The following is a 501-nucleotide window of genomic DNA, read 5'->3' as shown; positions in this document are numbered from 1 at the left end:
GGCCGCAGTCGAACATATGCTGATGGAGATGAAAAAGGAGTGCAAGCTGAAAAAAGAAGGACACGAGGATGTCGTCAGGGCGCTGCTGTTTCAGCTGCTTTTCACCATTTACCGGAGCCTTGCGGGCGGCGGCCGCAATCAAACACGGCCGCTTCACCCGATGGATGAAAAAATCTCGGAAATCGCTTCATATATCAATTGCAGCTTTCAAGAAACGATGACGTTAGACGGATTGGCCGGACAATTTTATATCAGCCCATCCTATTTAAGCAGAGTGTTTAAAAAAGTGACCGGCTTTCATCTTCAGGAGTATATCCGGCACATCAGGATCCGCGAAGCGAAAAAACGGCTTCGTGATACAGACGAGAAAATATTGGACATCGCTGCGGATACCGGTTTTAAGCATATCAGCCATTTCAATAAAGTGTTTAAAGAGATCGTCGGCATCCCGCCGCTTCAATACAGGAAAAAAAGCAGAGACATTTAATATGCAATATAGCG

At 46.1% G+C, this 501-nt stretch carries 1 protein-coding gene; it reads left to right on the top strand.

The window, feature by feature from the left end; all coding sequences use genetic code 11:
* Positions 1–487, top strand: a 487-nt coding sequence (locus tag ACWHAR_RS32715) for a helix-turn-helix transcriptional regulator (RefSeq protein WP_452089126.1), incomplete at its 5' end; no start/stop codon positions are given.
* Between the last annotated feature and the right edge of the window lie 14 nt (positions 488–501).

The sequence above is a fragment of the Bacillus sp. LR--39 genome, from assembly GCF_053613335.1.
This window is presented reverse-complemented; position numbering and strand designations above follow the sequence as displayed.